This is a genomic window from Janthinobacterium silvisoli (assembly GCF_014200725.1).
Lineage (GTDB): Bacteria > Pseudomonadota > Gammaproteobacteria > Burkholderiales > Burkholderiaceae_D > Janthinobacterium.
This window is the reverse complement of record NZ_JACHCL010000004.1, coordinates 255,589-279,997: the sequence shown is the minus strand read 5'-3', so window position 1 is coordinate 279,997 and position 24,409 is coordinate 255,589. Positions and strand designations below refer to the sequence as shown.

Sequence of the window (24,409 nt, the reverse complement as noted above, 5' to 3'; positions counted from 1 at the left end):
GGGCAGAACCGATGGTTCTGCCCTTTTTTTATGCAAGTTTTAAAAGTCCCTCAAACGCTGGCACAGGTTGTTAATGACGCCAAACGCATAACGCGACGCCACCGTCTGCACAAAGCGCATGAAGTCGACCGCCGCCTCTTCATTGGCGTTGTCCGAGATCGTGCGCATGACGGTAAACGGCACACCCAGTTCAAAACAAACTTGCGCCACGGCGGCGCCTTCCATTTCAACGGCCAGCAAATCGGGCAGATCCTGCTTGAGTTGGCGCAAATGGGCCGCGCTACTGATGAACTGGTCGCCGCTGGCGATCATGCCGCGGTGCACTCTGGCTTGCTGCAAACCAAACTCCTCGATTTCCAGGACGCTGTCAGCGGGTTTTTCAGCCTGCTGGCGCAAAAAATGCTCGCTGGCAGCTGCCAGTGCGCTACTCAACGCCAGATCGCTGCCAAAGCGCTGTAAACCGGTCAAAGGCACTTCAAAGCGGGGAAACAAAGGGCTGGCATCCATATCGTGCTGCAACAACGATTCTGCCACCACGATATCGCCCACGTTTACTGTCAGATCTCCACTGCCGGCAACGCCTGTGAAGACAATGTGGGTAACTCCGTACTTTTCCACAAGGATAGAAGCTGTCATGGCAGCGGCAACCTTGCCTATACGCGATAGAACGCACACAGCGTCGATTTCCCACAGGGTTCCCAGGGTGTACTCACGCATGCCGTGCGAATGCCTTACAGGCCCTTGCATGGCTTCTATCAGCCCCTGCTGTTCTTCGTGCAGAGCACTAATGATGCCTAAACGCATTTTTTTGCTTGAATTCATTGCTGTTTTTTACTCGTATGGAAGTGAGAACGATCGTTTTGAAGACAGAAAACTGGGTGAAACAGCCGTGCAGCGTGGTTTTCCACCGTCCGTGCCTGTATAGATGTTTTAAATAAAGATGTATACATAAAAATAGTAGTGATAGTAAACGACCATTTTTCTGTGGATAACTAGGTATACCATCAAAAAATCATCGACTTAGGCCATAAAAAAGTCGCTGCATAAAGACTGTATCGATGGCGGCCATGTTTGGGATAAAAGTACGCGTGTGGACAAAAGACGAGTTTCCCCACATCTCATCCTGTGGATATGCAGGCAGTTATCCACATCAGCTATCAAAAAATCGCTTTTTTCATGCTTTGCCAGCAAATTTTGACGTGATTGAGGTGTTCAGTGTGGGGAAGCTTGCGTGCTGAGCAACGTTGACGGTCAGCGCTGACTACCTTGCGGCTAACTTGCATGGTTGGTTGTCGCCTGCCTGGGATTCCTGCTAAACAGTTTTGCAGTGAAACGTGATGCCGTCGTAGACGCTTTTTTTTTACGTTTTTTGCATGCCTGCTGAAAGTATCCCCGCAGTTCGCAGTTTTCGTATCGGTTTACAATAGATCTATATATAAAAATAGTAGTGATAGTAAACGCGGTTTTTTCTGTGGATAAGTCCTCTTTTTTCAACAAGATCAACTGTTTACGCGCAAAAAAAAGCGTGCATAATCGCTGTATCAGATCAGGATCAAAATTGTATAAAATACTGGCCTGCGCATAACTTCGTGTTTACGCACAAGTCATCCTGTGGATATCAAGCGACTTATCCACAAACCGTCTGAAATTCCCCTGTTTCCCCTACTTTTTCCTCACGCTGCTGGCTTGACTGTCTCCAGGCGGGACGGCTTCGCGCACAATTTCGTGCTGATCTTTTAAAAACGGTTATGTAACGGAGGGCCTGGTGTGTTGGCTCGACGATTTTTTGAGTCGTGGTTGGCGTGCTTTTTTTTCAAAGCAGGAGACTGTTTTTTTCTTGATGGCAGTACGGTGCATACGCTGAGCGTTGGAGCCAGGCAAAGCAGGCGATGTCGGGTTTACCCTAACAAGATCGTATACAAGAATAGTAATAGTAGTTAACGCTGCAAGCTTCTGTGGATAAGTACGGATTTATCCTTGTAAACAATCGCTTGGCTCGCGGATAAACGCTGAGTAAGCGTTGTATGGGAAAAGGATGGATTCTGAACAAAAAAAGTCATCCAAAAAATTTTTTTGTTTACGCACATTGTGTACTTGTGGATATCCATAGGCTTATCCACAGAAGAAGAGGGCGTTTTTTGGCATTTTTTACTGCTGTAAACGTCAGTTTTTAGTTGCTATCGAGGAAAATTAAGCTCGCCGTAGCTTGCGACTGGTGCTACTCTCGAGACGCTCACTTGTTGTTTAGTAGTAATGCATAGATGAATGAATACAGACTCTGATCGATAGCGGTGGGGAGACAGACCGCGCGATCCCTTCAAGGTATAGGAGCTTCATTGGAATCAGCAGGCGAATACGACTACATCATCGTTGGCGGCGGCACGGCTGGTTGCGTGTTGGCCAACCGGCTGACGCGCGATCAAAACGTCAGCGTTTTGCTGGTGGAAGCGGGAGGCAAGGACGATTACGTCTGGATCCACATTCCCGTTGGCTATCTGCATTGCATCGGCAATCCCCGCACCGACTGGCTGTATTCCACCGAAGCCGATGCCGGCCTGGGCGGACGCAGCCTGATTTATCCGCGCGGCAAGGTGCTGGGCGGCAGTTCTTCGATCAATGGCATGATTTATATGCGCGGCCAGGCCGGTGATTATGATCACTGGGCCGACTTGACGGACGATACGTCCTGGCGCTGGGAGCATGTCTTGCCGCTATTTAAGCAAAGCGAGGATTATTACGGTGGTCCTTCGGAAAACCATGGTGTTGGCGGTGAGTGGCGAGTGGAAAAACAGCGCTTGTCGTGGGATATCCTGAACGCGTTTCGCGACGCAGCGCAGCAAACCGGCATCCCGAAAACCAGCGATTTCAATGGTGGCGACAATAGCGGCTGCGCGTATTTTGACGTCAATCAGCGCCGCGGCATCCGCTGGAATACCTCGAAAGCGTTTTTGAAACCCGCGTCGCGCCGGCCCAATCTGACCATCATGACCGGCTGTCACGTGGAACGGTTGCTGTTTACCACCCTGGAAAACGGCCCTCGTTGCACGGGTATCGTGTTTACGGGCGGCGGCACCTTGTGGCAAGCCATGGCCAGGCGTGAAACCTTGCTGACCGCTGGCGCGATCGGCTCGCCGCAATTGCTGCAATTGTCCGGCATCGGCCCGGCTGACTTGCTGCGGCAGCATGGCATCGTGCCCGTGCGCGAGTCCGCCGGCGTGGGCGCCAATCTGCAAGACCATTTGCAGCTAAGGATGGTGTTCAAGGTGCAGGGCGTGAAAACCCTGAACCAGGTGGCCAGCCGCTGGCTGGGCAAGATGCAGATCGGCTTGCAATATGCGCTGTTCCAGAGCGGGCCCATGTCGATGGCGCCGTCGCAGCTGGGCGCGTTTGCCAAGTCCGACCCGGCGCAGGCCACGCCGAATTTGCAATATCATGTGCAGCCCTTGTCGCTCGATAAGTTCGGCGATCCCCTGCATGTCTTTCCTGCGTTCACGGCCAGCGTGTGCAATCTGCGGCCCACTTCACGCGGGCAAGTACGCATCCATAGTGCGGATAGTTACGCCGCGCCAAAAATTATCCCTAATTACCTGAGTACGCCGCAAGACTTGAAAGTGGCGGCCGACGCGCTGCGCCTGACGCGCAGCATCGTGGCCGCGCCCGCCTTGCACAAATTTGCGCCGCAAGAATATCTGCCGGGTGTGCAATATCAGACTGAGGAAGAATTGGCGCGAGCCGCCAGCCAGATCGGCACGACTATTTTTCATCCGGTCGGCACTTGCAGGATGGGCCTGGCCAGTGAGCCATCTTCCGTGGTCGACAGCCAGTTGCGCGTGATTGGCGTGGCCGGTTTGCGCGTGGTCGATGCGTCCATCATGCCTTACATTACCTCGGGCAATACCAATTCACCCACCGTGATGATCGCGGAAAAAGCGGCGGTAATGATACAGACGGCCTGGAAATAAACGCTCAAGTGGCGCTGTTTGCGCCAATCGGGGTTGTCAAAAAAGCCCGTAGTTATACTGTATTGTGCGCCAATTTTAAGTTGTGTATTATAAAAATGACTAGCTAGTACAATAACTAGGAGACACGATGCCAGACGTAATCTTGGAAACAAGAAGTTTGACCAAGGAATTCAAGGGATTCACCGCTGTCAGCGATGTCAATTTGAAAGTCGAGCGTGGCCATATCCACGCCTTGATCGGTCCCAATGGTGCTGGCAAGACGACCTGTTTCAACTTGCTCACCAAATTCCTGGTGCCCACTTCCGGACAGATTTTGTTCAACGGCAAAGACATCACGGCCGCCAAACCTGCCCAGATCGCCCGCATGGGCGTGATCCGTTCGTTTCAGATTTCCGCCGTGTTTCCCCATTTATCGGTCTTGCAGAATGTGCGCATCGGCTTGCAGCGCCAGCTGGGCACTTCCTTTCATTTCTGGCAGAGTGAACGGGTGCTGGACCGCCTCAATGAGCGGGCCATGGCCTTGCTGGCTGAAGTGGATTTGACGGAATTTGCCGACACCATCACGGTCGACATGCCTTACGGGCGCAAGCGGGCGCTGGAAATTGCCACCACTCTGGCGATGGAACCGGAAATGATGCTGCTCGATGAACCTACGCAAGGCATGGGCCATGAAGATGTGCACCGCGTCACGGAGCTGATCAAGAAGGTCTCGGCTGGCCGCACGATTCTGATGGTGGAACACAATATGAGCGTGGTGTCCGGCATCTGCGACAAGATTTCTGTATTGCAGCGGGGCGCCATGCTGGCCGAGGGCAGTTATGCCGACGTGTCGCGCAATCCGCTGGTGATGGAAGCGTATATGGGCACCACCCAGACCGAGCTGGAAGGGGCGCATTGATGACGACCGCCAAACAAACGCCCGCTTTGGAAATTTCGCAGCTGCACACCTGGTATGGCGAATCGCATATCTTGCATGACGTGAATCTGAAGGTGGAGCAGGGCGAGGTAGTGACTTTGCTGGGCCGCAATGGCGCCGGCCGCACCACCACCCTGCGCGCCATCATGGGATTGACGGGCGCCCGCACGGGCTCGATCAAAGTGCAGGGCGAAGAAGCGATCGGTTTGCCGACGCACAAAATCGCCCACCTGGGCATCGGTTATTGTCCGGAAGAGCGCGGCATTTTTTCCTCGCTGTCGACCGAGGAAAACCTGTTGCTGCCACCGGTGCTGGCCGGCAGCGAAAAGGGCATGTCGGTGGCGGAAATCTATGCCATGTTCCCCAACCTGCAAGAGCGCCGGCATAGCCAGGGCACGCGTTTGTCTGGCGGCGAACAGCAGATGCTGGCCGTGGCGCGCATCTTGCGCACGGGCGCGCGCTTGCTGTTGCTCGATGAAATTTCCGAAGGCCTGGCGCCCGTCATCGTGCAGGGCCTGGCGCGCATGATCACCACCCTGAAAGCCAAGGGCTACACCATCGTCATGGTGGAGCAGAATTTCCGGTTTGCCGCGCCGCTGGCAGACCGGTTTTATGTGATGGAGCACGGTCAGATCGTCGAGACTTTTGCTGCATCCGAACTGGAGGCCAAGATGCCGGTATTGACCGAGCTGCTCGGCGTGTAGTGCTGATTGTCATTGGTCGACGCTCAAGCGTCGGCCAGCCGTCGTTTAAATAGCCAACAATAATCCCTACGGAGACACTATGAAACGTAACGCTATCGCCATTGCCACCTCTGCCCTTTGCGCACTGGGTTTTTCCACCTTCGCCCACGCCCAGATTTCGGGCGACACCATCAAGATCGGTTTTATCTCGGATATGTCGGGCGTGTATTCCGACGTCGACGGCCTCGGTGGCGCCGAAGCCATCAAGATGGCGATCGCCGATGCCGGCGTCGTCATCGCCGGCAAGAAGGTGGAATTCATTTCCGCCGACCATCAGAACAAGGCCGATATCGCCGCCTCCAAGGCGCGCGAATGGTTTGACCAGCAAGGCGTCGATATGCTGATCGGCGGCACCAATTCCGGCGCCAGCCTGGCCATGGCCAAGGTGGCGGCGGAAAAGAAAAAGATTTTTATCGCCATCGGCGCCGGCTCCTCGCGCCTGACCAATGAAGAATGTACGCCCTACACCATCCACTACGCCTACGACACGGTAGCGCTGGCGCGCGGCACGGGCGGCACCATCGTCAAGCAGGGTGGCAAGAACTGGTATTTCATGACGGCCGACTACGCATTTGGCCACTCGCTGGAAAAAGACACGGCCGAAGTGGTGCAAAAGGCAGGCGGCAAGGTGCTGGGCAGTGTCAAGCATCCGCTGGGCGCTTCCGACTTTTCGTCCTTCCTGTTGCAGGCGCAGGCAGCCAAGCCACAAATCCTGGGCTTGGCCAATGCGGGCGGTGACGCCATCAACAGCATCAAGGCCGCCAATGAATTTGGCGTGACGAAAAACGTGAAACTGGCGGGCTTGCTGATTTTTATTAATGACATCCATTCCCTGGGCTTGAACCTGACGCAAGGCATGTACCTGACCGATGGCTGGTACTGGGATTTGAATCCGGAAACGCGCGCCTGGTCGAAACGCTATTTCGACAAGATGAAAAAAGAGCCGTCGATGCTGCAGGCCGCCGACTACTCGGCCGCCGCCAATTACCTGAAAGCCGTCAAGGCGACGGGTACCGACGATACCGAGAAGGTCATGGCCTACCTGAAAAAAACCAAAATCAACGACATGTTTACCAAGGATGGCGAGATCCGTCCCGATGGCCGCATGGTGCACGATATGTATCTGATGGAAGTGAAAAAACCGTCTGAATCGAAAGCGCCCTGGGATTACTACAAGGTGGTGGCCACCGTGCCTGGTTCGCAAGCTTATCTGACCAAGGCGGAATCGAAGTGTTCGCTGTGGAAGTAAGGCTGTAGCAACTGCCTGCCTCGCGCCGTCGCAACTGTCTGCGGTGGCGCGTTACCCTTCAGTCCGCACCGCGTACCCCGCGGTGCTTTTTATACTGTGCTGCCATGGAAATTTTCGGCGTTCCATTACAAGCGATGATGAGCCAGCTGCTGCTCGGTCTCGTCAACGGCTCGTTCTATGCCATGTTGTCTCTCGGTCTGGCCGTGATCTTCGGCTTGCTCAACGTCATTAATTTCTCGCACGGCGCCATGTATATGATGGGCGCCTTTTTAGCCTGGATGGGCCTCAGCTATTTCGATATCAGTTACTGGGCCATGCTGGTGATCGCCCCGCTGATCGTCGGCCTGTTCGGCATCGTGATCGAAAAAACCATGTTGCGCTGGTTGTATAAACTCGACCACCTGTATGGCTTGCTCTTGACCTTCGGCATCACTCTGATCATGGAAGGCGTGTTCCGCTCGTTTTATGGCGTCTCCGGCCAGCCGTATGCGGTGCCGGAATTGCTGTCGGGCGCGACCGACCTGGGCTTCATGATCTTGCCGAACTACCGCGCCTGGGTGGTGATCGCCTCCTTGTCTGTTTGCCTGGTGACCTGGTTCGTGATCGAAAAAACCAAGCTGGGCGCCTACCTGCGGGCCGGCACGGAAAACCCGAAACTGGTGGAAGCGTTCGGTATCAACGTGCCGTTGATGGTCACCCTGACGTTTGGCTTCGGCGTGGCGCTGGCCGGTTTTGCCGGCGTGCTGGCCGCGCCCATCATCCAGGTCTCGCCGCTGATGGGCTCGAACCTGATCATCGTCGTCTTCGCCGTGGTGGTGATCGGCGGCATGGGTTCCATCATGGGATCCATCCTGACGGGGCTGGCGCTGGGTGTGATCGAAGGCTTGACCCGCGTGTTTTATCCGGAAGGCTCGGCCACCGTGGTGTTCGTGGTGATGGTCATCGTGCTGCTGCTGCGTCCCGCCGGCCTGTTCGGCAAAGAAAAGTAATCCTCATCAGACATAGATTGGAGCACCGACGATGAACAAAAAGATAGGCTACGCAATCGCCCTGGCGCTGGCGCTGGCCGCACCGTTTTACGGTTATCCCGTTTTCCTGATGAAGTTGCTGTGCTTTGCCCTGTTTGCCTGCGCCTTCAATTTGCTGATCGGCTACACGGGCTTGCTGTCGTTTGGCCACGCCGCCTTCTTTGGCGGCGCTGGTTATGTAACGGGGTACGCGCTGCGTACCTGGGGCTGGCCGACGGAACTGGGCTTGCTGGCCGGCGTCGCTACCGGCGCCTTGCTGGGGCTGGTCATGGGCGCGCTGGCGATCCGCCGCCAGGGCATCTATTTCACCATGATCACCCTGGCGCTGGCGCAGATGGTGTACTTCCTTGCCTTGCGCTTGCCGTTCACGGGCGGCGAAGATGGCTTGCAGGGTGTTCCACGTGGAACCTTGTTCGGTACGCTGGACTTGGGCAAGGACATCACTTTGTATTATGTTGTCCTGGCCATCTTTGTCGCCGGTTTTGCCTTGATCGTGCGTACCATCCACTCGCCATTCGGCCAAGTCTTGAAAGCGATCAAGGAAAACGAACCGCGCGCCATCTCGCTGGGCTATGACGTCAACAAGTACAAGCTGATGGCGATTGTCCTGTCCGCTTCACTGGCGGCGCTGGCTGGCGCCACCAAGACCTTGGTGCTGGGCTTTGAAACCCTGACCGATGTGTACTGGGCCATGTCTGGCCTGGTGGTGCTGATGACCTTGGTTGGGGGCATGGGTACCCTGGCCGGTCCCATCATCGGCGCCGTGTTGATCATCGCGCTGGAAAACAAGCTCGGCGATTTCGGCACCTATCTGGCCACCCATACGGGTATCGAGTGGTTCGGCACCCTGGGTGAATCGGTGGGCATTGTTACCGGTATCATCTTCGTGATCTGCGTGCTGATGTTCCGGCGGGGCATAGTCGGCGAAGCGATTGCGCGCTTTGGCGGCAGGGGAGCCAACTCCGTCCCATGACTTAAACAGCGCCGGATTCGTCCGGCGTTTTTTATTGGCATGGGACGTGCGATTTTTAGCGTTGTTTCATTTCTGATGGAGAACAGCTATGCAAAAGACGTTGACCCTCGCAGGCCTGTGTACCTTGCTGGCAGCCTGCGGCAGCAACCATGCGCCGGAACAATTGAACCAGATGCCCAGTTACCTTGGGACGATCACGCGTACCGATTACGATGGCAAGAGCAATGATCTGCTGACGGCAGGCCTGGGCAAGACTGGGCTGGCGGCGGGCACGCCCGCGTATGTCGACCCAGAACAGCCGACGGCGCCGGAACTGCGCCGCAATGCCATTTATTCCAATTATCGCGCCGTACTCGATATCTCCATTAATAGCGGTTATGGCAGCCTGTACGGGCCGAACGTCGATGCGCAAGGTAAGGCTGGCAGCGGCGAAGGCTTGATTGCCGGCAGCGAATACCTCGCGTACGCCGACGATGGCACTGGCCGCAAGAATGTCACCTTGATGGTGCAGATACCGAACAGCTTCGATCCCCAGCGCGCCTGCATCGTCACCGGCACCTCGAGTGGATCGCGCGGCATTTATGGCGCCATCGGCAGCTCTGGAGAATGGGGCTTGAAAAATGGCTGCGCCGTGGCGTATGCCGACAAGGGTTCCGGCACCGGCCTGTACGTCTTCGAGGACGATAGCGTCAACCTGCAAAATGGTTTGCGTGCTGGCCGTGTTGCGGCGGGCAAGCAGGCCAACTTTGCGCCAGACCTCAGCGATGCGGACCGCAGCGCCTTTGCCAGCGCCTACCCGAACCGTGTCGCCTTCAAGCATGCGCATTCACAACAGAACCCGGAACAGGATTGGGGCAAGGTGACCTTGCAAGCGGTCGAGATGGCGTATTACGTGCTGAATGAACGCTACGGTGCGCTGGCGCACGATGGCGGCGGACACACCGTGCGCCTGCATCCGAGGAACACGATCACCATCGCTTCCAGTATTTCCAATGGTGGAGGCTCGGCCTTGCTGGCGGCGGAGCAGGATAGCAAAGGCTTGATCAGCGGCGTGGCCGTCAGCGAACCGCAAGTTCAGCCCGGGCCTTCAACGGCGTACAGCGTGCGGCAGGGCGGGGTGCCAGTTGCGACGCCGGGCCGTGCCCTGTTCGACTATGCCACGTACGCGGCGCTGTACCAGCCTTGCATCGCTTCCGTGGCAGGCGCCTCAGGACGTTGCACGGCGCTGGTGGCGAAAGGCTTGTTGACGGGGGCCGACCTGGTGGCGCAGCAAAATGATGCGAAGCGGCGCCTGCAAGCGTATGGCTGGCTGATCGACTCCGATCCCTTGCAGGCGGCGCACGCGGGCACGAATATATTGGTGGCAGTCACGTATGTCTATGCCTACGGGAAATTTTCCGTCACGGATCAAATTTGCGGTTTCAATTTTGCACAGACGGATGGCACGGGTAATCCTGCCGCTTTTAGCAGCCCCCAGAAGGCGGCCAGCTTTGCCGCGCAAAACGGCATCCTCGGCAATGTGCTGTATGAGAAATCCATCGGTGGCGCCAGGGTGTACACGGCCGGTGTATCGCCATCAAGCAATCTGGCCGACCAGTCACTCGATGGTTTCCTGTGCCTGCGCAGCCTGGCAACGGGTGTCGATGCCGTCAATGGCGCCAGGCTGGAAGGTAGCCTGGCCGGGCAAAGCGCGCGCGTCCGTGCCGGTATGGCGGAAGTGCAGGCCAGCGGCAAGCTGGGCGGCAAGCCAGCCATCATCGTGCATGGCCGCAGTGATACGCTGATACCCGTCAATCACGCTTCACGCGCTTATGTGGGTTGGAACGCGGTGGCCGAAGGCGCCAACAGCCAGCTGCGCTATATCGAGGTGACGAACGCCAACCACTTCGATTCTTTCAGCAACACCTTGCCCACCCTGATTGTGCCGCTGCACGTGTATTTCAATCGTGCGCTCGACGCCATGTACGGACACTTGCGCTCGGGTCTAAGCTTGCCGCCGTCGCAAGTGGTGCGCACGGTAACGCGGCCATATGCCAATACGCTCATTACGACGACCAACGTGCCGCCGATTTCCGCGGCGCCAACGCTGGGCAATGTGATACGGGTGACGGCTACAGTGGTGGATATACCGAACTGAACCTAAGGCATGAAGAAGTTATAGGTGGCCGTTTCACGTGGTCACTTATTCCCATGCCTCGCTTGGAATTGTTCCCAGTGCTTGAAAAATGGGTTTGGAAAACCAATAGCCCTGCATCAGGGAGATATCGCAGGCGGCCAGGAAATCACGTTCGGCACGGGTTTCTATGCCTTCTGCCAAGATACGAATACCGAGTTCACGGCCCAGGCTGGCAATTGCGCGCACGATAGCCTGGCGCGCTGGATGCGTGTCGATATCACGTACCAGGTCCATATCTATCTTGATGATGTCGGGCTGATACTCGGCCAGCAGGTTCAAGCCTGCATAACCGGCGCCAAAATCATCAATCGCCGTCTGGAAGCCAAAGCGGCGGTAGGCCCGAAAGATATCGACCAGGTGCGGCCGGTCGTGTACTTTTTCCCCTTCGGTTACTTCAAAGATGATTTTGTCGGTGGGGAAGTTGTGTTTGCGCGCGGCTTCCAGAGTGCTGCGGATGCATACTTCAGGCCGGTACACGGCATTGGGCAGGAAATTAATCGACAGATATCCTTGCATGCCGAGCTTGGCCGCACCCGCTACGGCTTTGACGCGGCATGCCTGGTCAAAGCGGTAGCGATTGTCATCATTGACCTGGGATAGCACGCTGGCCGCGCTTTCGCCGTTTGGCCCTCGCACCAGTGCTTCGTGTCCATAAATGCTGCGCGTTGCCAGGTTGACGATGGGTTGGTAGGCATATTCAAAGTCAAACGGTAACGGTGCGTTGTCATGGCATCCGGCGCAAGCGCCATACGGAAACGCGGTAGCGTCGAGCAAGATGGGCGGCTTGGAGGAATTCATGGCTAAAGTTTAGCAGCAAGGATAGCTTCTTCTGTCTGCTGTCTCACCATACGCCGCAAGGCGCATGGTTCCACGTGAAACATCTACTCCCATTCGAGGGCGCCTTTTTTCCATTCATAGGCGAGGCCGATGACCAGCACATTCAAGAACAGCATGACGGCCCAGAAACCCATCAGCCCCAACTCCTTCACATTGGCAGCCCAGGGCATCAGGAAGATCACTTCAATATCGAACAGGATGAACAGGATGGCGACCAGGTAAAAGCGGATATCGAACTTCATCCTGGCGTCGCCGAATGCTTCGAAACCACATTCATATTGCGACAGTTTCTGCGCATCCGGTTTATGTGGTCCCAGCAAGCGTCCCAGCAGCATGGGCACGATACCCACCAATGTACCAATCACGATAAACAGCAGAACAGGAAAATAGGCTTCGAGGAACATGCTTTAGTCCTTAGTGGGTGGAAGACAGTTTCATCAGTACGATGCCGCAGACGATAAGGATGGCGGCGCACACGCGCAGCGCGGTGAGTTGCTCGCCGAGCACGACGATGCCGACGATAAAGGCGCCAACGGCGCCGATGCCAGTCCAGATGGTGTAAGCCGTGCCAAGCGGTATCGAGCGCATGGCGAATGACAGCAAGCCGAAGCTGGCGATCATCATGACGAGGGTAATCAGGGTGGGGAGGGGTTTGCTGAAGCCTTCGGAGAGCTTCATCGAGTAAGCCCAAACGACTTCAAGAATGCCGGCAATAACTAAACAGATCCAGACCACGGGAAGCTCCTTGCAAGAGCGGGCCGTCCCGGTGCGTTCCCATGATGGGGGAGGCCGTCCTCCTGGTCATCGTTAGCGTGTGGTGAGAATACGCTTGTAAACGATGCAAGGATAGTAGCTGAAAAGAGGGGAGTTTGCCAGCATGTTCCACGTGGAACACAGGAATTGCGAGCAAGACGTTGTTACTGCTGAGTAAAAATTAAGCAAAAAATTGACCCTCGCAAGGTTGCGCTCGCAAAAAGACTCTATAATCGGAGCTCACACCTCGCATTTTTACCTGCATCTTTACTTGCTTCTCTATTTATACTCATGTTATTTCCTACAGAATTCGACGTCATCGTTGTCGGTGGTGGTCACGCCGGTACCGAAGCGGCCCTCGCTTCTGCCCGTATGGGGCAGAAAACGCTGTTGCTCACGCATAATATCGAGACCCTGGGCCAGATGTCGTGCAATCCCTCCATCGGTGGCATCGGCAAGGGCCATCTGGTCAAGGAGGTCGATGCCATGGGCGGCGCGATGGCGATTGCCACCGACGAGTCCGGCATCCAGTTCCGCATCCTGAACTCATCGAAAGGCCCGGCAGTTCGCGCCACGCGCGCCCAGGCCGACCGCATTTTATACAAGGCCGCCATCCGTACCCGCCTGGAAAACCAGCCCAATCTGTGGCTGTTCCAGCAGGCAGTCGATGATTTGATTGTCGAAGGCGACCGCGTGGTCGGCGCCGTCACGCAGATCGGCTTGAAGTTCCTGGCACGCGCCGTCGTCTTGACGGCCGGTACCTTCCTCGACGGCAAGATCCACGTGGGCTTGAATAATTACTCGGCTGGCCGCGCCGGCGACCCGCCTGCGCTGTCCTTGTCGGCCCGTTTGAAGGAATTGAAACTGCCGCAAGGCCGTTTGAAAACGGGTACGCCACCGCGTATCGATGGCCGCAGCATCGACTTTTCCGTGATGCAGGAGCAGCCGGGCGACCTCGATCCCGTGCCGGTGTTCTCGGTGATGGGCAACACGTCCATGCACCCGCGCCAGGTACCGTGCTGGGTCACGCACACGAATAGCCAGACGCACGACATCATCCGCGCCGGCCTGGACCGCAGCCCCATGTACACGGGCGTGATCGAAGGCGTGGGTCCCCGTTATTGCCCGTCGATCGAAGACAAGATACACCGCTTCTCGGGCAAGGAATCGCACCAGATTTTCCTCGAGCCGGAAGGCTTGACGACGCATGAATTCTATCCAAACGGCATCTCCACCAGCTTGCCGTTCGACGTGCAGATTGCCCTAGTGCAATCGATGAAAGGCATGGAAAACGCGCATATCCTGCGCCCTGGCTATGCCATCGAATACGATTATTTCGACCCGCGCGGCTTGAAAGCCTCGCTGGAAACCAAGGCCGTGGCAGGTTTGTTCTTTGCCGGCCAGATCAATGGCACCACCGGCTACGAAGAAGCGGCCGCACAAGGCATGCTGGCGGGCTTGAATGCAGCTTTGTTGACGCAGGACAAGGATGCCTGGGTACCGGGCCGCTCCGAGGCCTATCTGGGCGTGCTGGTCGATGATTTGATCACCCAGGGCGTGCAAGAGCCCTACCGCATGTTCACCAGCCGCGCCGAGTACCGTTTGAGCCTGCGTGAAGACAATGCCGACATGCGCTTGACGGAAATCGGCCGCGCGCTGGGCTGCGTGGGCGACGTCCAATGGCAGGCATTCGAGAAAAAACGCGAAGCGGTGGCGCTGGAACTGGAGCGTTTGCGCTCGACCTGGGTCAATCCGCGCATCCTGGCCGCAGCCGAATCGGAGCGCATCGTGGGCCAGGCAATCGAGCGCGAGTATTCCTTGGCTGACTTGCTGCGCCGTCCGAACGTGGCTTATGACACCCTGATGAGCATGACCGGTGTCGAAGGCCAGGCCCTGGCTGGTCCCGGCGTGGAAGACGCTGCCGTGCGCGAACAGGTGGAAATCCAGCTGAAATATGCCGGTTACATCGAGCGTCAGAGCAAGGAAATCGAGCGCCACGAACACTATGAAAACCTTGCTTTGCCCGAGGGTTTCAACTATCTGGACATCAGTGCGCTGTCGGTCGAAGTACGTCAAAAACTCGACAAGCAGCGTCCTGAAACCCTGGGCCAGGCATCGCGCATTTCCGGCGTGACGCCGGCAGCGATTTCGCTGTTGCTGGTCCACTTGAAAAAGCGCGGCTTCGGCGGCGCGCAAACGCAGACTTTAAAGGATGAGGTTGTTGAATGAAGCAGCAGTTTGACCGGGCCGCACTGGCCCCGATTTTGCATGAAGGTATCGCCGCGCTGGACTTGAATCTGAGCGCGGAACAGTCGGAAAAACTGCTCGATTACCTGGCCTTGCTGGCCAAGTGGAATAGCGTCTACAACCTGACATCGGTGCGCGATCCGATGCAGATGCTGACCTTGCACGTGCTCGATTCGCTGGCGGCCATTCCCGCCTTCGCCGATGCGAAAAACGTGCTCGACGTGGGTGCCGGTGGCGGCTTGCCGGGCATGGTGTTGGCGATTGCGCGGCCCGATGTGAAGGTGGCGATGATCGATACGGTGCACAAGAAAACGGCGTTTTTGACGCAAGTGAAAGCGGAATTGGGCTTGACCAACGTGACGGTGTACACGAAACGGGTGGAACAGCTGGAAGTGAAGCAAAAGTTTGACGTGATCACCTCGCGGGCGTTTGCTGACCTGTCCGACTTTGTCAACTGGTCGGGCCACGTTTTGGAAGAGGGCGGTCAATTCATCGCCTTGAAAGGGGTGGCACCGCCAGACGAGCGCGAGCGACTGCCAGCAGAGTGGAAAGTGACGGAATTACGGGCTATTCAGGTGCCAGGGCTAAATGCAGAGCGTCATCTGGTCTTTATAACAAGAGTTTGAAATTGAAAATTTAAACGGTATAAATCATATAAACAGTTTATAAGGTATAAATCATATAAACCGTATAAATAATTTATATCGTATAAACGAGATAAATAGTATAAATTGTTTCGGTCGGACGCCGGAGCGCAATCATGCAGTTTGCATCCTTTGCAGCGTGCATCCCTTTACAACTAGAAGATACATGGCCAAAATTTTTTGTGTAGCAAATCAAAAGGGTGGTGTTGGTAAAACCACAACAAGTGTCAACCTCTCCGCCGGCCTGGCCAAATTGAACCAGCGCGTGCTGCTGGTCGACCTCGACCCGCAAGGCAATGCGACCATGGGCGCCGGCATCAACAAGGCAGGCTTGCCGTCATCGACCTATGAAGTGATGCTGGGCGAATCCGATGTCAAAACGGCACGCCAGCGTTCGGAAGCAGGGCGCTTCGATGTCTTGCCGTCGAACCGCGAGCTGGCCGGCGCCGAAGTCGAGATGGTCGACCTGGACAACCGCGAACGCCGCCTGAAGGATGCGCTGGCCGAAGTCGATGGCGAATATGATTTCATTTTGATTGATTGCCCACCGGCATTGTCGATGCTGACCCTGAACGGCCTGTGCGCCGCGCATGGCGTGATCATCCCGATGCAGTGCGAGTACTACGCGCTGGAAGGGTTGTCTGACCTGGTCAACACGATTAAAAAAGTACACGCCAACCTGAACCCGGATTTGAAGATCATCGGCTTGCTGCGCGTGATGTTCGATCCACGCATGACATTATCGCAACAAGTGTCGGCCCAGCTGGAACAGCACTTTGGCGACAAGGTCTTCAAGACCATCATCCCGCGCAATGTGCGCCTGGCCGAAGCGCCATCGTACGGCCTGCCCGGCGTGACCTTCGACCCCAGCTCGAAAGGCGCGCAGGCCTATATCGCTTTCGGCGCTGAAATGGTTGAACGCATCAAACATATGTAAACAGTAGAGAGTGCATCGGTGAGGTAATTCGATGTAAGCGCTTACTTAAAAAAAGACAATTAGGACAGCATGGCTACGAAAAAACTAAAAGGACTGGGTCGCGGACTCGACGCGCTATTGGGCGGCGGCGGTGGCGACTTCGCCAGTCCCGAACACAATACGCCGAGCAACCTGCCGGTGTCACAAATGCAAGCCGGCAAATATCAGCCGCGCACACGCATGGACGAGGGCGCCCTGAATGAACTGGCTGCCTCGATCAAGGCGCAGGGTTTGATGCAACCTATCCTGGTGCGGCCGATCGGGCAAGACACTTTGAGTGGACTTGTTAAATATGAAATCATCGCCGGTGAACGCCGTTTCCGCGCGTCGCAACTGGCTGGCCTGACGGAAGTACCAGTACTGGTACGTGACGTCGATGACCTGGCGGCAGCGGCCATGGCGCTGATTGAAAACATCCAGCGCGAAGACTTGAACCCGCTGGAAGAAGCCCAGGGTATCCACCGCCTGATCACGGACTTCAGTTTTACCCATGAGCAAGCGGCCACCGCGGTCGGACGCTCGCGCAGCGCGGTCTCTAATCTGTTGCGTCTGATGAATCTGGCCGCGCCTGTGCAAACCATGCTGATGGCCGGCGATATCGACATGGGCCACGCGCGTGCCTTGTTGGCGGTCGATGCAGCCAGCCAGATCAATCTGGCCAATCAGGTGGTGGCCAAGCGGCTGTCCGTGCGCGAAACAGAAAAGCTGGTGACGCGCACCATCGAGGAAGCGGCCAATCCGGTCGAGCCACGGCAAAAAGAAAAGTCCGGTGATATTGCCCGCCTGGAAGAAGAGTTGTCCGATACCCTGGCCACGCCCGTGGTGTTCAAGATGGGTAATAAAGGACGCGGACAATTGGTGATCGATTTTGCCGACCTTGATGTCCTTGATGGAGTGTTAGCCCGCCTGCGCGGCTAGGCAGACCATTACGCATCTATATAGTTGTCACTAGTAATTAGTGGTAAGCAAGAAGGCGCCCTGATACAGAAAGGTGGTCTGGACTGCCAGGCAAGACTTTCCGCAGGCAAGTGGTGGTTTCTTGCTAACACGCCCCAAAGCCGCTGTACAAGCGGCTTTGTCATATATTGGTGCAAATGCCCGCGAATAGTCGATAAACCGTCTGTTTCACGCAGCAATTGCCCTGCTGCGGTGCGGCAACGTTTGACTCTATATATCAAAGCCAACTATAATCCCGTGTCTTTGCGTGTGTAGATTTTTCTGGGGACCTGGTAATTGAGTGATTCACAACAAAATATTGCCAAACCAGTCTACAAAGTAGTTGCCCTGCAACTAGCAATCGTTATCAGCTTTTCAACCGTTACCCTGTTTTTCGGTGGCAGTATCAAAGGCTGGTCCGCCGCATGCGGCGGCGCTATCGCAGTCATCGGCAGCCTGGTGTATGCCATGTTGGTCGCCAGCGGTTCCAGCGACGCCAACAAGGCATTCCGGGCGCATTTGCGCGCAGAAGTGGTGAAAATATTTATCACAGCGGTGCTGTTTATTACAGCACTGGTGTTGTTTCAGTCGGCCGCCTGGTTATGGCTGATCTTGGGTTTCGCGGTGGCAACCTTAGCATACTGGTTTTCATTGCTCGCTGTTTAATCATTGGTTTCGGGGTGTATGCCTTGAAACGACAAATCTAAATTCATTATGACCACAGAACACGCTATTGAAGCGGGCCATGCTGCCCCGGCTAACGCCACAGAATACATCAGCCATCACTTGTCCCACCTGAGAAGTGCCGACGGCACCATCAATCTGGATACGTTCTGGATTTCGGCCATTTTGGGTTTTGTATTCCTCGGTGTTTTCTACCTGGCATCGCGTCGCGCGACCGCTGGCGTGCCTGGCAAGCTGCAAAACTTCGTAGAAATGATCATGGAAATCGTGAATGACACTATTAATGGTGCCTTTCACGCGAAAAGCAAGATCATCGCGCCACTGGCCATCACTATTTTTGTGTGGGTCTGGTTGTTGAACGCGATGGACTTCCTGCCGGTTGACCTGTTGCCCAAGGTATTGAGCTGGTTTGGCGTGCATAAACTGCGTGCCGTACCGACCGCCGACGTGAATCACACCTTCGCCATGTCGTTCTCGGTGGTGCTGTGCATTATCGCTTTTTCGATCAAGGCCAAGGGCCTGGGCGGCTGGATCAAGGAACTGTTCACCGCGCCATTCCACGCAAACGGCGTGATCGGCATGATCGCCCTGGCGCCAGTCAATTTCCTGCTGCAAATGGTTGAGTTGGTTGCAAAACTGATCTCCCTGTCGCTGCGTCTGTTCGGCAATATGTATGCCGGCGAACTGATTTTCATCTTGATCGCGTTGTTGCCTTGGTGGGCACAGTGGGCGTTGGGTGGTCCATGGGCAATTTTCCATATCTTGATTGTAACTTTGCAAGCTTTTGTGTTTATGGCGTTGACGGTTGTGTATCTGAGCCTTGCGGTTGAGAAGCACTAACCATTAACTTTATATTTTGTTTTTTTAGTATCTTTCGTTTTTAAATTTAGGAGAATTTTATGCAAGCTCTGATCGCACAAGTACAAAGCATGACCGTTCTGGCAGCAGCAATCATCATCGGCCTGGCCGCAATCGGCACCGCTCTGGGCTTCGCTATCTTGGGTGGCAAATTCCTGGAAGCATCGGCACGTCAACCAGAACTGATGCCACAACTGCAAACCAAGCTGTTCGTTATCGCTGGTCTGCTGGATGCGATCTCGATGATCGGCGTTGGTGTTGCTCTGCTGTACACGTTCGCTAACCCGTTCCTGGCTGCTTTGACCGCTGCTGCTCAGTAATTCGCTCCAACCCTAGGAGAAACTTTTAGTTAGGAGCAAAGGTATGGACATCAATATGTCGCTCATCGGCCAGATGATCACCTTCGCGGTGTTGGTCTGGTTCTCGATGAAGTTCGTATTTCCAGCGCTGAACAATGCGCTGGATGAGCGTGCCAAACGAATCGCGGATGGATTGGCTGCGGCCGATCAAGGTCAGGCTTCGATGGCAGTCGCTGAAAAGCGTGCGCAAGAGGCATTGAACAGTGCACGTGAAGAAGCTTCGCAACGCGTTGCGGACGCTGAGAAGCGCGCGCAGCTGGTTGCTGAAGAGATCAAGCAAAATGCACAAGCTGAAGCTGCGCGTATCATTGCGCAAGCCCAGTCGGACGCCGAGCAGCAACTGTCGAAAGCACGCGAACAATTGCGCGCTCAGGTGGCTGACCTGGCTGTTAAAGGTGCAGAGCAGATCTTGAAGCGTGAAGTGAACGCTACGGCTCACGCCGAAATGTTGCAGCGTCTTGCTGTTGAGCTGTAATCATGGCAGAACTCGCAACCGTCGCCCGTCCCTACGCGGAAGCTTTGTTCCGCGTAGCCCAAGCTGGTAAGGAGTCAAGCAACCTCGCGGCGTGGTCCGAACTGGTGTCTGAATTGACACAGATCGGCAGCCACCCCGAGGTACAGGCGTACGCACGCAATCCGAAAGTTTCGGAAAGCGATGTCGTCGCCACCATCCTGTCGTTGTTGAAATCGCCGCTCAATGAGGAAGTAAAAAACTTCCTCACGTTGTTGATCGAAAATGGCCGCATTAGCCTGCTGCCGGAAATCGGCGCGCAATTCCATGTGTTGAAAAACAGCCTGGAAGGTGCGGCTGACGCCGAGATCACGAGCGCTTTCGATCTGAGCGAAGGCCAAACGGCCGAGCTGGTCGCAACGCTGGAAAAGAAATTCAGTCGTAAGCTCAACCCTGCCGTGACAGTAGATCCATCGCTGGTCGGCGGTGTACGCGTGGTTGTTGGTGACCAGGTGCTCGACACTTCGGTGCGCGCCAAGTTGCAGCAACTGCACGCTGCACTGGTGTCGTAAAACGCGCCGTGAAACGTGTCGAAAGACGCGCGCTTCGGCAGGCCAGCTTAGACAGACCCTTACCCCTCGCGCAAGCTGAGAGAAACACTTTTAGGAGTTAGTATGCAACTCAACCCATCTGAAATCAGCGAGTTGATCAAGAGCCGGATCCAAGGTCTTGACGGCGGCGCTGAAGTGCGTAACCAAGGCACGGTTATTTCCGTAGCCGACGGTATCTGCCGCATCCACGGTTTGTCGGACGTGATGCAAGGCGAGATGCTGGAATTCCCAGGCAATACCTTTGGCCTGGCCATGAACCTGGAGCGCGACTCCGTTGGTTCCGTGATTCTGGGTGCTTACGAGCACATCTCCGAAGGCGACACGGTGAAATGCACCGGCCGCATTCTGGAAGTGCCAGTTGGTCCTGAACTGCTGGGCCGCGTGGTCAACGCGCTGGGTCAGCCTATCGACGGCAAAGGCGCCATCGAAACCAAACTGACAGCTGCTATTGAAAAAATCGCTCCGGGCGTGATCGCCCGTGAGTCCGTTTCGCAACCTATGCAAACCGGCCTGAAGTCGATCGATGCGATGGTTCCAGTTGGCCGCGGCCAGCGCGAACTGATCATCGGCGACCGTCAAACCGGTAAGTCGGCTGTAGCGATTGATGCGATCATCAATCAAAAAGGCCAGGGCATGAAATGTATCTACGTCGCGATTGGCCAAAAAGCCTCGTCGATCAAGAACATCGTGCGCTCGCTGGAACAACACGGCGCGATGGAATACACCATCGTTGTTGCTGCTTCCGCTTCGGAATCGGCCGCCATGCAATACATCTCGCCGTACTCCGGTTGCGCCATGGGCGAATACTTCCGTGACCGCGGTGAAGATGCACTGATCGTCTATGATGATCTGTCGAAACAAGCTGTTGCTTATCGTCAAATCTCGCTGCTGCTGCGCCGTCCACCAGGTCGCGAAGCGTACCCAGGCGACGTGTTCTACCTGCACAGCCGCCTGCTGGAACGCGCAGCACGCGTGAACGCCGACTATGTCGAGAAGTTCACCGACGGCGCCGTCAAAGGCAAAACCGGTTCCCTGACGGCATTGCCGATCATTGAAACGCAAGCTGGCGACGTATCGGCCTTCGTTCCAACCAACGTGATTTCGATTACCGACGGTCAGATCTTCCTGGAAACCTCGCTGTTCAACGCCGGTATCCGTCCTGCAATTAACGCCGGTATTTCCGTATCGCGCGTCGGTGGCGCCGCCCAGACCAAGGTCATCAAAAACCTGTCCGGTGGTATCCGTACCGACTTGGCGCAATACCGTGAACTGGCCGCGTTTGCGCAGTTCGCATCCGACCTGGACGAATCGACCCGCAAGCAGCTGGACCGTGGTGCACGCGTAACGGAATTGCTGAAGCAAGCCCAATACTCGCCACTGTCGATCTCGCTGATGGCTGTATCGCTGTTCTCGGTGAACAAAGGCTTCATGGACGACGTGCCAGTCAAGCAAGTGCTGTCGTTCGAAGCTGGTGTCCACGCTTACATGAAGACCAAGCAAGCTGCTCTGCTGGCCAAGATCGAAGAAACCAAGCAACTCGACAAAGACAGCGAAGCAACTCTGTCGGCGGCCATTGCTGATTTCAAGAAATCCGGCGCATATTAAGCGGCCAGGCGGCGCCCACCTTGAGTGCGGCGCCGCCCTACGCGCAGAAGGAGTAAGGACTCATGGCATCAAGCAAAGAGATACGGGGCAAGATCAAGAGCGTAGAGAATACGAAGAAGATCACCAAGGCGATGGAAATGGTCGCCGCGTCCAAAATGCGCAAGGCGCAAGACCGGATGCGGGCCGCTCGTCCCTACAGTGACAAGATTCGGAATATCGCCGCCAATCTGGCGACCGCCAATCCGGAATACACGCACCCGTTCCTGGCAGCAGCCCAGGGTACGGAAGCCAAGGCAGTGGGTTTCATCGTTGTGACGACCGACAAGGGTCTGTGCGGCGGCATGAACACCAATATCTTGCGTCAGGTGACGTCCAAGTCGCGCGAGCTGGAAACAGCTGGCAACCGGGTTGAAGCAGTCGCTATCGGTAACAAGGGTTTGGGTTTTTTGAATCGCATCGGCGTCAAGGTCATCGCTCACGCGATCCAGACCGGCGACACGCCGCACCTGGATAAATTGATCGGACCTGTCAAGGTCATGCTCGAAGAGTTCCAGGCTGGCAAGCTCGATGCAGTTTATCTGTGCTACACCAAATTCATCAATACGATGAAGCAAGAGCCGGTTGTGGAGCAATTGCTGCCACTGCCAGAAGACAAGATGCAAGCCGACCAGGGTGCCCACGCGTGGGATTACATCTATGAGCCGGATGCACAAGCTGTCATCGATGAATTGCTGGAGCGCTATGTAGAAGCGCTGGTGTACCAGGCAGTCGCAGAAAATCTGGCGTCCGAGCAATCGGCACGGATGGTTGCGATGAAAGCTGCAAGCGACAACGCGGGTAGTGTGATCGGCGAATTGAAGCTGATCTACAACAAGACCCGCCAAGCTGCGATTACCAAAGAACTCTCCGAAATCGTCGCCGGTGCGGCTGCGGTTTAAACGAATTTAACTATATTGAAGGAACGAACATGGCTGATGGCAAAATCGTTCAGTGTATCGGCGCTGTGGTGGACGTTGAGTTTCCACGCAACGCGATGCCCAAGGTATTTGATGCCTTGAAAATGGCAGGCTCGGAACTGACCCTGGAAGTACAACAGCAGTTGGGCGACGGCATTGTCCGTACCATTGCACTCGGTTCGTCCGATGGCCTGCGTCGTGGCATGATGATTCAAAACACCGGCAAACCTATCATGGTGCCAGTCGGTAAAGCAACCCTGGGTCGCATCATGGACGTGCTGGGTAACCCGATCGACGAATGCGGCCCAGTGTCGCACGAGCAGATCGCGTCGATCCACCGCACCGCTCCTGCGTACGACGAACTGTCGCCATCGCAAGAACTGCTGGAAACCGGCATCAAGGTGATCGACCTGGTGTGCCCGTTTGCAAAAGGCGGTAAAGTTGGTCTGTTCGGCGGCGCTGGCGTAGGCAAGACCGTGAACATGATGGAATTGATTAATAACATCGCTAAAGCGCACAGCGGCGTGTCCGTGTTCGCTGGTGTGGGTGAGCGTACCCGTGAAGGTAACGACTTCTACCACGAGATGGCTGACGCGAAAGTGGTCGATCTGGAAAACCCGGAGAACTCCAAAGTAGCGATGGTGTACGGTCAGATGAATGAACCGCCAGGTAACCGTCTGCGCGTCGCGCTGACCGGCCTGACGATCGCTGAATCGTTCCGTGACGAAGGCAAAGACGTTCTGTTCTTCGTGGACAACATCTACCGCTTCACCCTGGCTGGTACCGAAGTATCGGCACTGCTGGGCCGTATGCCATCGGCTGTGGGTTACCAACCTACCCTGGCTGAAGAAATGGGCCGTCTGCAAGAGCGTATCACGTCGACCAAAACCGGCTCGATTACCTCGATCCAGGCCGTCTACGTTCCAGCCGATGATTACACCGATCCGTCGCCTGCTACCACGTTTGCTCACTTGGATTCGACCGTTGCGCTGTCGCGTGACATCGCTTCCCTGGGTATCTACCCAGCCGTGGATCCACTGGACTCGACCTCGCGTCAGCTCGATCCGCTGATCGTTGGTCAAGAGCACTATGACACCGCGCGTGCCGTGCAAACGACCCTGCAACGCTACAAGGAATTGCGCGACATTATCGCGATTCTGGGTATGGACGAGCTGGCACCGGAAGACAAACTGCTGGTAGCGCGTGCACGTAAGATGCAACGTTTCCTGTCGCAGCCATTCCACGTCGCTGAAGTGTTTACCGGCGCGCCTGGTAAATACGTTTCGCTCAAAGACACGATCAAGGGCTTCAAAATGATCGCTTCGGGCGAACTCGATCACCTGCCAGAACAAGCGTTCTACATGGTTGGCACGATCGAAGAAGCAATCGAAAAAGCCAAGAAACTTAACTAAGTTAGGTTTGGGCCTAACCCCGTCCTTGATTAG

23 protein-coding genes are annotated in these 24,409 nt (G+C 55.8%); 19 read left to right on the top strand and 4 right to left on the bottom strand.

Going from position 1 to position 24,409, the window contains the following annotated elements; genetic code table 11:
• Positions 1–39: 39 nt before the first annotated feature.
• Complete coding sequence (locus HDE75_RS20305; protein ID WP_183679425.1) at positions 40–804, bottom strand: 5'-methylthioadenosine/adenosylhomocysteine nucleosidase; 765 nt, start codon at positions 802–804, stop codon at positions 40–42.
• Positions 805–2,336: 1,532 nt separating this feature from the next.
• Between HDE75_RS20305 and HDE75_RS20300 the strand changes: the two genes are divergently transcribed.
• The 7 genes from HDE75_RS20300 (at position 2,337) to HDE75_RS20270 (ending at position 11,008) form a co-directional block, all read left to right on the top strand.
• The gene (locus HDE75_RS20300; protein WP_183679427.1) at positions 2,337–3,962 is read left to right on the top strand and encodes a GMC family oxidoreductase; all 1,626 of its coding nucleotides are present in this window, start codon (positions 2,337–2,339) and stop codon (positions 3,960–3,962) included.
• Positions 3,963–4,089: 127 nt separating this feature from the next.
• A complete protein-coding gene (locus HDE75_RS20295) occupies positions 4,090–4,860 on the top strand; it encodes an ABC transporter ATP-binding protein (protein ID WP_183679429.1) in 771 nt (256 codons plus the stop codon).
• Complete coding sequence (locus HDE75_RS20290) at positions 4,860–5,582, top strand: ABC transporter ATP-binding protein (RefSeq protein WP_183679431.1); 723 nt, start codon at positions 4,860–4,862, stop codon at positions 5,580–5,582. The genes HDE75_RS20295 and HDE75_RS20290 overlap by 1 nt, the downstream gene beginning before the upstream one ends.
• 79 nt (positions 5,583–5,661) lie before the next feature.
• Positions 5,662–6,870 (top strand): ABC transporter substrate-binding protein, encoded by a 1,209-nt coding sequence (locus HDE75_RS20285; protein WP_183679433.1) that lies wholly within the window; start codon positions 5,662–5,664, stop codon positions 6,868–6,870.
• Between the two features lie 104 nt (positions 6,871–6,974).
• Complete coding sequence (locus HDE75_RS20280; RefSeq protein WP_183679435.1) at positions 6,975–7,859, top strand: branched-chain amino acid ABC transporter permease; 885 nt, start codon at positions 6,975–6,977, stop codon at positions 7,857–7,859.
• A 31-nt stretch (positions 7,860–7,890) separates the two neighbouring features.
• A complete protein-coding gene (locus tag HDE75_RS20275) occupies positions 7,891–8,871 on the top strand; it encodes a branched-chain amino acid ABC transporter permease (protein ID WP_183679437.1) in 981 nt (326 codons plus the stop codon).
• 88 nt (positions 8,872–8,959) lie between these two features.
• Complete coding sequence (locus HDE75_RS20270; protein ID WP_183679439.1) at positions 8,960–11,008, top strand: 3-hydroxybutyrate oligomer hydrolase family protein; 2,049 nt, start codon at positions 8,960–8,962, stop codon at positions 11,006–11,008.
• Between the two features lie 45 nt (positions 11,009–11,053).
• Here the strand turns inward: HDE75_RS20270 and HDE75_RS20265 are convergent, their stop codons facing one another.
• The 3 genes from HDE75_RS20265 to HDE75_RS20255 form a co-directional block, all read right to left on the bottom strand.
• Positions 11,054–11,845 carry an EAL domain-containing protein gene (locus HDE75_RS20265; RefSeq protein ID WP_183679441.1) on the bottom strand — a complete coding sequence of 264 codons (792 nt, stop codon included), beginning with the start codon at positions 11,843–11,845 and terminating at the stop codon, positions 11,054–11,056.
• 83 nt (positions 11,846–11,928) lie between these two features.
• The gene (locus HDE75_RS20260; RefSeq protein ID WP_183679443.1) at positions 11,929–12,288 is read right to left on the bottom strand and encodes an NADH-quinone oxidoreductase subunit A; all 360 of its coding nucleotides are present in this window, start codon (positions 12,286–12,288) and stop codon (positions 11,929–11,931) included.
• A 10-nt stretch (positions 12,289–12,298) separates the two neighbouring features.
• Positions 12,299–12,619 carry a DMT family transporter gene (locus HDE75_RS20255; protein WP_183679445.1) on the bottom strand — a complete coding sequence of 107 codons (321 nt, stop codon included), beginning with the start codon at positions 12,617–12,619 and terminating at the stop codon, positions 12,299–12,301.
• A gap of 309 nt (positions 12,620–12,928) precedes the next feature.
• Here HDE75_RS20255 and mnmG point away from each other — a divergent pair, with 309 nt between their 5' ends.
• The 12 genes from mnmG (at position 12,929) to atpD (ending at position 24,376) form a co-directional block, all read left to right on the top strand.
• Positions 12,929–14,866: a tRNA uridine-5-carboxymethylaminomethyl(34) synthesis enzyme MnmG gene (gene mnmG / locus HDE75_RS20250; protein ID WP_183679447.1), complete on the top strand. Its 1,938-nt coding sequence runs from the start codon at positions 12,929–12,931 to the stop codon at positions 14,864–14,866.
• Positions 14,863–15,510 (top strand): 16S rRNA (guanine(527)-N(7))-methyltransferase RsmG, encoded by a 648-nt coding sequence (gene rsmG, locus HDE75_RS20245; protein ID WP_183679449.1) that lies wholly within the window; start codon positions 14,863–14,865, stop codon positions 15,508–15,510. Before mnmG ends, rsmG begins: the two co-directional genes overlap by 4 nt.
• A 184-nt stretch (positions 15,511–15,694) precedes the next feature.
• Positions 15,695–16,465, top strand: coding sequence for a ParA family protein (locus tag HDE75_RS20240; protein WP_183679451.1), 771 nt, complete (start codon positions 15,695–15,697; stop codon positions 16,463–16,465).
• A gap of 69 nt (positions 16,466–16,534) precedes the next feature.
• Complete coding sequence (locus HDE75_RS20235) at positions 16,535–17,422, top strand: ParB/RepB/Spo0J family partition protein (RefSeq protein ID WP_183679453.1); 888 nt, start codon at positions 16,535–16,537, stop codon at positions 17,420–17,422.
• A gap of 315 nt (positions 17,423–17,737) precedes the next feature.
• Positions 17,738–18,106 carry an ATP synthase subunit I gene (locus HDE75_RS20230; RefSeq protein WP_183679455.1) on the top strand — a complete coding sequence of 123 codons (369 nt, stop codon included), beginning with the start codon at positions 17,738–17,740 and terminating at the stop codon, positions 18,104–18,106.
• A gap of 48 nt (positions 18,107–18,154) precedes the next feature.
• On the top strand, positions 18,155–18,964 hold the full coding sequence (gene atpB, locus HDE75_RS20225; RefSeq protein ID WP_183679457.1) for a F0F1 ATP synthase subunit A: 810 nt from the start codon (positions 18,155–18,157) through the stop codon (positions 18,962–18,964).
• A 59-nt stretch (positions 18,965–19,023) separates the two neighbouring features.
• Complete coding sequence (gene atpE / locus HDE75_RS20220; RefSeq protein WP_183679459.1) at positions 19,024–19,302, top strand: F0F1 ATP synthase subunit C; 279 nt, start codon at positions 19,024–19,026, stop codon at positions 19,300–19,302.
• A gap of 43 nt (positions 19,303–19,345) precedes the next feature.
• Entirely contained in the window at positions 19,346–19,816 is a 471-nt protein-coding gene (locus HDE75_RS20215; RefSeq protein WP_034752697.1) for a F0F1 ATP synthase subunit B, read from the top strand.
• Between the two features lie 2 nt (positions 19,817–19,818).
• Complete coding sequence (locus tag HDE75_RS20210; RefSeq protein ID WP_183679461.1) at positions 19,819–20,364, top strand: F0F1 ATP synthase subunit delta; 546 nt, start codon at positions 19,819–19,821, stop codon at positions 20,362–20,364.
• A gap of 102 nt (positions 20,365–20,466) precedes the next feature.
• The gene (gene atpA, locus HDE75_RS20205) at positions 20,467–22,008 is read left to right on the top strand and encodes a F0F1 ATP synthase subunit alpha (protein ID WP_034752701.1); all 1,542 of its coding nucleotides are present in this window, start codon (positions 20,467–20,469) and stop codon (positions 22,006–22,008) included.
• Positions 22,009–22,070: 62 nt separating this feature from the next.
• Positions 22,071–22,946 (top strand): F0F1 ATP synthase subunit gamma, encoded by an 876-nt coding sequence (gene atpG, locus HDE75_RS20200; RefSeq protein WP_183679463.1) that lies wholly within the window; start codon positions 22,071–22,073, stop codon positions 22,944–22,946.
• Between the two features lie 29 nt (positions 22,947–22,975).
• Positions 22,976–24,376 (top strand): F0F1 ATP synthase subunit beta, encoded by a 1,401-nt coding sequence (atpD, locus tag HDE75_RS20195; protein WP_034752705.1) that lies wholly within the window; start codon positions 22,976–22,978, stop codon positions 24,374–24,376.
• Positions 24,377–24,409 lie beyond the last annotated feature (33 nt).